Raw genomic sequence first — 6,126 nt, 5'->3', positions numbered from 1 at the left:
CCCGCCGGTGGGCAGCACGTGGTTGGACCCGGCGCAGTAGTCGCCGAGCGACACCGGGGCGTACGCGCCGACGAAGATCGCGCCGGCGTTGCGGACCCGGGCCGCGACTTCGCGCGCGTTCGCCGTCTGGATCTCCAGGTGCTCGGCGGCGTAGGCGTCGACGACGCGCAGGCCGTCCTCCACAGTGGACACCAGGATCACGCCGGACTGCTTACCGCCCAGCGCTTCGGCGACGCGCTCGGTGTGCTTCGTCGCGGCGACGCGGTTCACCAGTTCCTCGTCCACGGCGTCGGCCAGCGCGGGCGACGTCGTCACCAGCACGCTCGCCGCCAGGGGGTCGTGCTCGGCCTGGCTGATCAGGTCCGCGGCGACGTGCACCGGGTCGGCCGTCTCGTCGGCGAGGATGGCGATCTCGGTCGGCCCGGCTTCGGAGTCGATCCCGATCAGGCCGCGCAGCAGCCGCTTCGCCGCGGTGAGGTAGATGTTGCCCGGCCCGGTGACGATGTCGACCGGGACCAGCTCGGCGCCGTCGGTGTCCGTGCCGCCGTACGCCAGCAGCGCGACGGCCTGCGCGCCGCCGGCCGCCCACACCTCGTCGACGCCGAGCAGCTCCGCCGCGGCGAGGATGGTCGGGTGCGGCAGCCCGCCGAACGCGGCCTGCGGCGGCGAGCAGACGACCAGCGAGCCGACGCCGGCGATCTGCGCCGGGACGACGTTCATCACCACGGTGGACGGGTACACGGCCAGCCCGCCCGGGGCGTAGAGGCCGACGCGCTCGACCGGCACCCACTTCTCGGTGACCGTGCCGCCCTCGACGACGGTGGTCGTGACGTCGGTGCGGCGCTGCTCGGCGTGCACCTTCCGGGCGCGGGTGATCGACTCCTCGAGCGCCTCGCGCACCGCCGGGTCCAGCTGCGCCAAGGCACGCGTCAGCTCGGGACGCGGCACGCGCACGGCGTGCGGGCGGACCTTGTCGAACTTCTCGGTGTACTCGAGGACGGCTTCGACACCGCGGTCGCGGACCGCCTCGACCACCGGGCGCACGTGATGCAGCGCCGCGTCCACGTCGTATTCGGCGCGGGGCAGCGTGGCGCGCAGTTCGGCGGCGGTCGGGACCTGCCCGCGCAGGTCGGTGCGGTTCAACATGCCCCCAGGGTACGAGGTCACACCGAACGGGTTTTCGGCGATACTCCCCGGTGACGGCCGATCCCAGCATGCAGGAGGCAGCGGTGGCGCGAATCGCGTTGTGCCAGGTCAACTCGGGTGACGATCCGGAGGCGAACCTGAAGCTGATTCGCTCCGGCGTGGAGGCCGCGGCGGCGGACGGCGCGCGGATCGTCGTGTTCCCCGAAGCGGCCATGGCGCGCTTCGGGCGGCCGCTCGAGCCGATCGCCGAGCCCCTCGACGGCCCGTGGGCGTCGGCGGTGGCGGCGGTGGCCGCCGAGCACGACGTGGTCGTCGTCGCCGGGATGTTCACCCCGGCGGGCGACGGCCGGGTCCGCAACACGCTCCTGATCACCGGCGGCGGGCACCACCGCGGCTACGACAAGATCCACCTCTACGACGCGTTCGGGTTCGCGGAGTCGGACACGGTGGCGCCCGGCGCTTCGCCGGTGACCTTCGAACTGGACGGCGTCGTGTACGGCGTCGCCACCTGCTACGACGTCCGGTTCCCGGAGCTGTTCCGCGCGCTGGCCGACGACGGCGCCGACGTCGTCCTGCTGCCGGCGTCGTGGGGAGCGGGCGAGGGCAAGCGCGAGCAGTGGGAGGTCCTGGTGCGCGCGCGGGCCCTGGACTCGGGCTGCTGGGTGCTGGCGTGCGGCCAGGCCGACCCCGCGGCGACGGGCGTCACGGTGAACCCGAAGGCGCCGACGGGGATCGGGTACTCGCTGGTGGCCGACGGCTTCGGCCGGGTCGCCGCCGCCGCGGGCGCGGCCCCCGAAACGCTCCTGGTGGACGTCGACCCGGCCATCTCGGCCCAGGCCCGCACCGCCACCGGCGCCCTCGCCAACCGCCGCCTCTAGGGGCACTTTCACGTGAAAGTGACCCGGAGTGGACACTCCGGAAGGTCACTTTCACGTGAAAGTGCCGCCGGGTCGGGTCAGCGGAGGAGGCCCTCGCGGATGGCGACGCGCACGAAGCCCGCGCGTCGCCGTTCGCCGGTCTTGTCGCGGATGCGGTCCAGGTAGGAGCGGACCGTGCGGACGCTGATGTTGAGGATCTCCGCCACGTCGACGTCCCGCTCCCCCGCCGCCACCAGGCGCAGCACCTGCTTCTCGCGCTCCGACAGCACGATCTTCGGGCCCGCGTGCCGCTCTTCGCTGTCCTGGATGATCATCCCGGCCAGCGTCGGTGACACGTACGCGTTGTCGTCGGCGATCGTGCGGATCGCGCGCAGCAGCTCGTCGCCGTCGACGTCCTTCGACAGGAAGCCCTTCGCTCCGGCCTGCATCGCGCCGAGCACCTCCGGCTGTTCCGCGTGCGCGGACACCACGAGCACCTTGTGCCCCATCTGCCCGACCTCCAGGACCGCGGCCGCGTCCTGGACGCCGCGCAGCTTGAGGTCGAGGACGACGACGCTGCCCGCCGGCTGGTCCTGGACCGCGAACCGGGCCACCGAGTCGGCGACCGCGCCGAGCTCGATGTCCGGGGCCTCGGTCAGCACGCGGCTCAGCGCGTACCGGTAGAGCGGGTGGTCCTCGATCACGCCGACGGAGATGCGCCCGCTCATTTGCGGCCGCCGCGCCGGGGGCCCGCTTCGCCGATCAGGCCGCGGCGGATGGCCTCCTTGACCAGCCCCGGCCGCCGCCGCTCGCCCGTCTTGTCGCGGATGCGGTCGAGGTAGCCGCGGACCGTCCGGACGCCGATGCCGAGGATCAGCGCGATGTCGACGTCCCGCTCCCCCGCCGCCACCAGCCGCAGCACCTGTTCCTCGCGCGGCGACAGCTCGGCTTCGGCCGACACGGCGGGCCGGTCGGCGTTGTCCTTCATGATCATGCCGGCGACCACCGCCGAGACGTACGCGCCGCCGCCCGCGACCGTCTTGATCGCGATCAGCAGCTCGTCCGCGTCGACGTCCTTCGACAGGAACCCGCGCGCGCCCGCCGCGATCGCGCCGAGCACCACCTCCGGTTCCGCCTGCGCGGAGACCACGAGCACGTGGTGCCCGAGCTCGCACACCTCCAGCACGGCCGCCGCCCCCGCGACGCCCGGCAGGCCCAGGTCGAGCAGGACCACGCTGCCCGGCGGCTGCCGGTGCACGTGGAACCGGGCGACCGAATCGACGACCGCGCCGAGCTCGACGAAGTCGGCTTCGGCCAGCACGCGTTCGACGGAGACGCGGTACAGCGGGTGGTCTTCGATGACCGCGACCCGGACCCGCCCCTGGTCCAGCTCACCCTCGGTCGGACGCTCTTCTGTCATGTGCACGACTTTCACCCCGTTCCACCCGACGGAGCCGGCCGCCCGGCCGTGGCCGGGTCCAGCGCGGGGCCCGTCGGCACCAATGCCAGCAAACTACCTGTGGCCGGCGGTTCGGCGACGCCTCCGTAGCCGAGCGAGGCCAGGGCCTGCGCGTTCACCACCGGGTACTTCCGGCCTGTGTCGGTCACCAGGTACGCGGTGACCGAACCGGCCTCGACGACGACGGCTCCCCCCGAGGGAGGCACGAACACCTCGTCCGCCACCCGTGCTTCGGTCCGGGTGGCGACCTGGATGGCTTTGGCGCCGGCGGGAAGCGGGAATTCGGCCGAAACGAGCAACCGGCTGCCCTGAACGCACAGAGCCACGGAGTTCCCGGTGATCGGCGCCTTGCCGGGGATGCGGTCGGGGTAGCCGGCCGGGTCGGCCCCGCCGGCGCGCGGCGCGGCGACCTTCGCGACCGCGGCGACGTCGGCCGCGCGGACCTCCACCGGCGCGGGTGGCCCGGAGTAGGCGGCGGCGTTGGCCTCCGTCGTCACCAGCAGGCTCGCTTCGGTCTGCCCGACCGGCTCGAGCCCGCCGGAGCGGACCAGGTAGTACGACGTCGCGGTGCCGGGCGCGGCCATCGCGTCGACGACGGCGAGGACTTCGCCGACGCGGGTGCCGCGGCCGCCCACCGCGGGTCCCGGGTCGCCGGCGCCGTCGACCGGCAGCGCGGTGAGGTCGCGACCGGCCGGGACGGTGTCGATCCACCGCGAGGACACCGCGATCGTCGGGTAGCTGTCGAACTGCAGGGCGGTCGCGGCCGCATCGCTCAGCTTGTAGCGGCGCCCGCCCGCGAGCAGGAAGCGCTCCCCCTGCGGCAGCCGCACGATCACGCCCTGGTCCCGCGGCAGCTCGACGCCGGACGCGGGCGCGGCCAGCAGGACGGCGGTGCGCGGCTCGGCCGACGCCGGCGCGTCCTGGGTGGTCCGGCTGCAGCTCGTCCAGGGGGTGTTCACCAGTGCGTCCCGCGACGGCAGCGAGTCGGGCGCGCCGGGGATGCCGATCTGGGCGCCGCGGCCGGCCTTGCCGAGGTTCTCCGGCGACACGGTCACCGTCGCGTCGCCGTTGCCGCCGGCCAGCAGCCGCGCGGAGGCGTAGTTGAGCACCGGGTGCAGCACGCCGTCGGCGCCGAGCACGAACCGCGCGCCGGTGCCTTCTTCGACGATCACCTTGCCGCCGGCCAGCCAGTCCTTGCCGCCGGAGGGGTTCAGCAGCCCGATGATGCCGAACACGGCGGTGACCAGCAGGGCGGCCACCACGCCGAGCACGGTGCCCAGCACGAGCCGGCGGCTGGGCGAGACGGGGTGGTTGGCGTCGGCGGCGACGAGGGCGGAAACGAGCCTGCGGCGCAGGAACTGGTACGCCTGGATCTGGTCCCGCTGCGTCCACACGCTGCTGTGCCCCCGGCTGTGTGCGTCGACCCTCCGAGTGCCCGATGCTAGGCACCGCACCAGGGGGCAGCGAGGGTAATTTTTACGCCCACGCGCTATCCGGGGAGGCAGTAGCGTCGCAGGCCGGGGAAAGGGGAGCCCGTGTCCGTCGATACCGCCGTCCACCTGCCGCCGTCCCGGCCCGCGTCCACGCCGCTGCCGTGGCTGCTGCCGATCCGGCCGCTGCAGGCGGCGCTGTGGGAGATCGCCGCGATCGCCGTGCTGCTCGCCTGGCTGGCCGACGGCGTCACGCAGCCGGCGCGGATCGGCGTCAGCGTGGTCGCGGGGCTGGTCGTGCTGCTGACGTCGGTGCGCTTCGCGGGACGGCACCCGGCGGGCTGGGCGCTGACGTGGACGGCGTTCCGGTTGCGCCACCACGACACCCGCCGCGACGGCCCGGACCCGCTGTTGCACGTGGCCGGGGCGGTGAAGGTGCGCCAGCACGTCGACCGCGCGGGCAACCGCTTCGGCGTCGCGGAGATCGACGGCGGCTGGAGCGCGCTGGTGCGGCTGACGCCCGGCCCGGGCGCACCGGGACCGCTGGTCGACGCGCTGCGCTCGGCGTACCGGCGCGCGGACATCCCCCTGGCCTCGGCCCAGCTGCTGACGTGGGCCATCCCGCGCGGCGACCAGGTGCTGCGGGTGCGCTGGCTGGCGGTGCGCTACCGGCCGGACCTGGCCCCGATCGCGGCCCTGGCCCGCGGCGGCGGTGACCTCGGGGCGCTGCGGAGCACGGCGTCGGCGGCGCTGAGCCTGATGGGCGTGCTGGCGGAGGCGGGTTACCAGAGCACGGTGCTGGAGGCCGGGGAGCTGGCGAAGGAGCTGCGGGTGGCCCTGGGCGTCCAGGGCCGGGCCGCGGGCCCGCCCGACCGCTGGAAGTCGTGGGTGTGGGGTGATTCCACGCAGGCGTGCTTCGCCCCGCGGTCGCCGCGGGTGCTGGACCTGGCGGTCCCGGGAGCGGCCTTCACGGCGACGTCGTACACGCTGACGCGGACGGCGGGCGGCAAGGAGAAGGCGGAAGTGACGATCCGCGTGGGCGCCCGGCCGGGTGCTCCGGTTCCGGCGCCGGGGATTCCGGCGGTGCCGCTGCACGGGCGGCACGGGTCCGGGGTGCGGAAGACGTTGCCGCTTGCGTTGGACAGCTGAACCAGCACTCCTCGATGGCCGGCCGTGCTCGGCACGCTGGTCGGTGCACGCGGCGATGTGGGCGTCGACCTCGGATCGCGAGGCT

At 74.3% G+C, this 6,126-nt stretch carries 6 protein-coding genes; 2 read left to right on the top strand and 4 right to left on the bottom strand.

Annotated features, from left to right (window positions below):
- Positions 1 to 1,146 (bottom strand): histidinol dehydrogenase (gene hisD, locus DV20_RS17920; RefSeq protein WP_043781659.1); only part of this gene is annotated, 1,146 nt, incomplete at its 3' end.
- Positions 1,147 to 1,229: 83 nt separating this feature from the next.
- On the opposite strand from hisD, the gene DV20_RS17915 reads away from it, so the two are divergent.
- A complete protein-coding gene (locus DV20_RS17915) occupies positions 1,230 to 2,024 on the top strand; it encodes a carbon-nitrogen hydrolase family protein (RefSeq protein ID WP_043781658.1) in 795 nt (264 codons plus the stop codon).
- A 77-nt stretch (positions 2,025 to 2,101) separates the two neighbouring features.
- Here the strand turns inward: DV20_RS17915 and DV20_RS17910 are convergent, their stop codons facing one another.
- The 3 genes from DV20_RS17910 to eccB are packed head-to-tail and all read right to left on the bottom strand — an operon-like array spanning position 2,102 to position 4,856.
- Entirely contained in the window at positions 2,102 to 2,731 is a 630-nt protein-coding gene (locus tag DV20_RS17910; RefSeq protein ID WP_043781657.1) for a response regulator, read from the bottom strand.
- Positions 2,728 to 3,423, bottom strand: a complete 696-nt coding sequence (locus DV20_RS17905; protein ID WP_235190866.1) for a response regulator transcription factor — start codon at positions 3,421 to 3,423, stop codon at positions 2,728 to 2,730. The genes DV20_RS17910 and DV20_RS17905 overlap by 4 nt, the downstream gene beginning before the upstream one ends.
- An 11-nt stretch (positions 3,424 to 3,434) precedes the next feature.
- Positions 3,435 to 4,856, bottom strand: coding sequence for a type VII secretion protein EccB (eccB, locus tag DV20_RS17900; RefSeq protein WP_043781654.1), 1,422 nt, complete (start codon positions 4,854 to 4,856; stop codon positions 3,435 to 3,437).
- A gap of 141 nt (positions 4,857 to 4,997) precedes the next feature.
- On the opposite strand from eccB, the gene DV20_RS17895 reads away from it, so the two are divergent.
- Positions 4,998 to 6,041 carry a type VII secretion protein EccE gene (locus DV20_RS17895; RefSeq protein WP_043781653.1) on the top strand — a complete coding sequence of 348 codons (1,044 nt, stop codon included), beginning with the start codon at positions 4,998 to 5,000 and terminating at the stop codon, positions 6,039 to 6,041.
- Positions 6,042 to 6,126 lie beyond the last annotated feature (85 nt).

Source organism: Amycolatopsis rifamycinica, assembly GCF_000695625.1.
Lineage (GTDB): Bacteria > Actinomycetota > Actinomycetes > Mycobacteriales > Pseudonocardiaceae > Amycolatopsis > Amycolatopsis rifamycinica.
Note: the sequence above shows the minus strand (reverse complement) of the source record. Positions and strands in the feature narration are given on the sequence as shown.

Excerpts from the sequence above, each read along its gene's own strand:
- DV20_RS17910 (WP_043781657.1), bottom strand. The coding sequence starts at position 2,731 with ATGAGCGGGCGCATCTCCGTCGGCGTGATCGAGGACCACCCGCTCTAC.
- DV20_RS17905 (WP_235190866.1), bottom strand. The coding sequence starts at position 3,423 with ATGACAGAAGAGCGTCCGACCGAGGGTGAGCTGGACCAGGGGCGGGTC.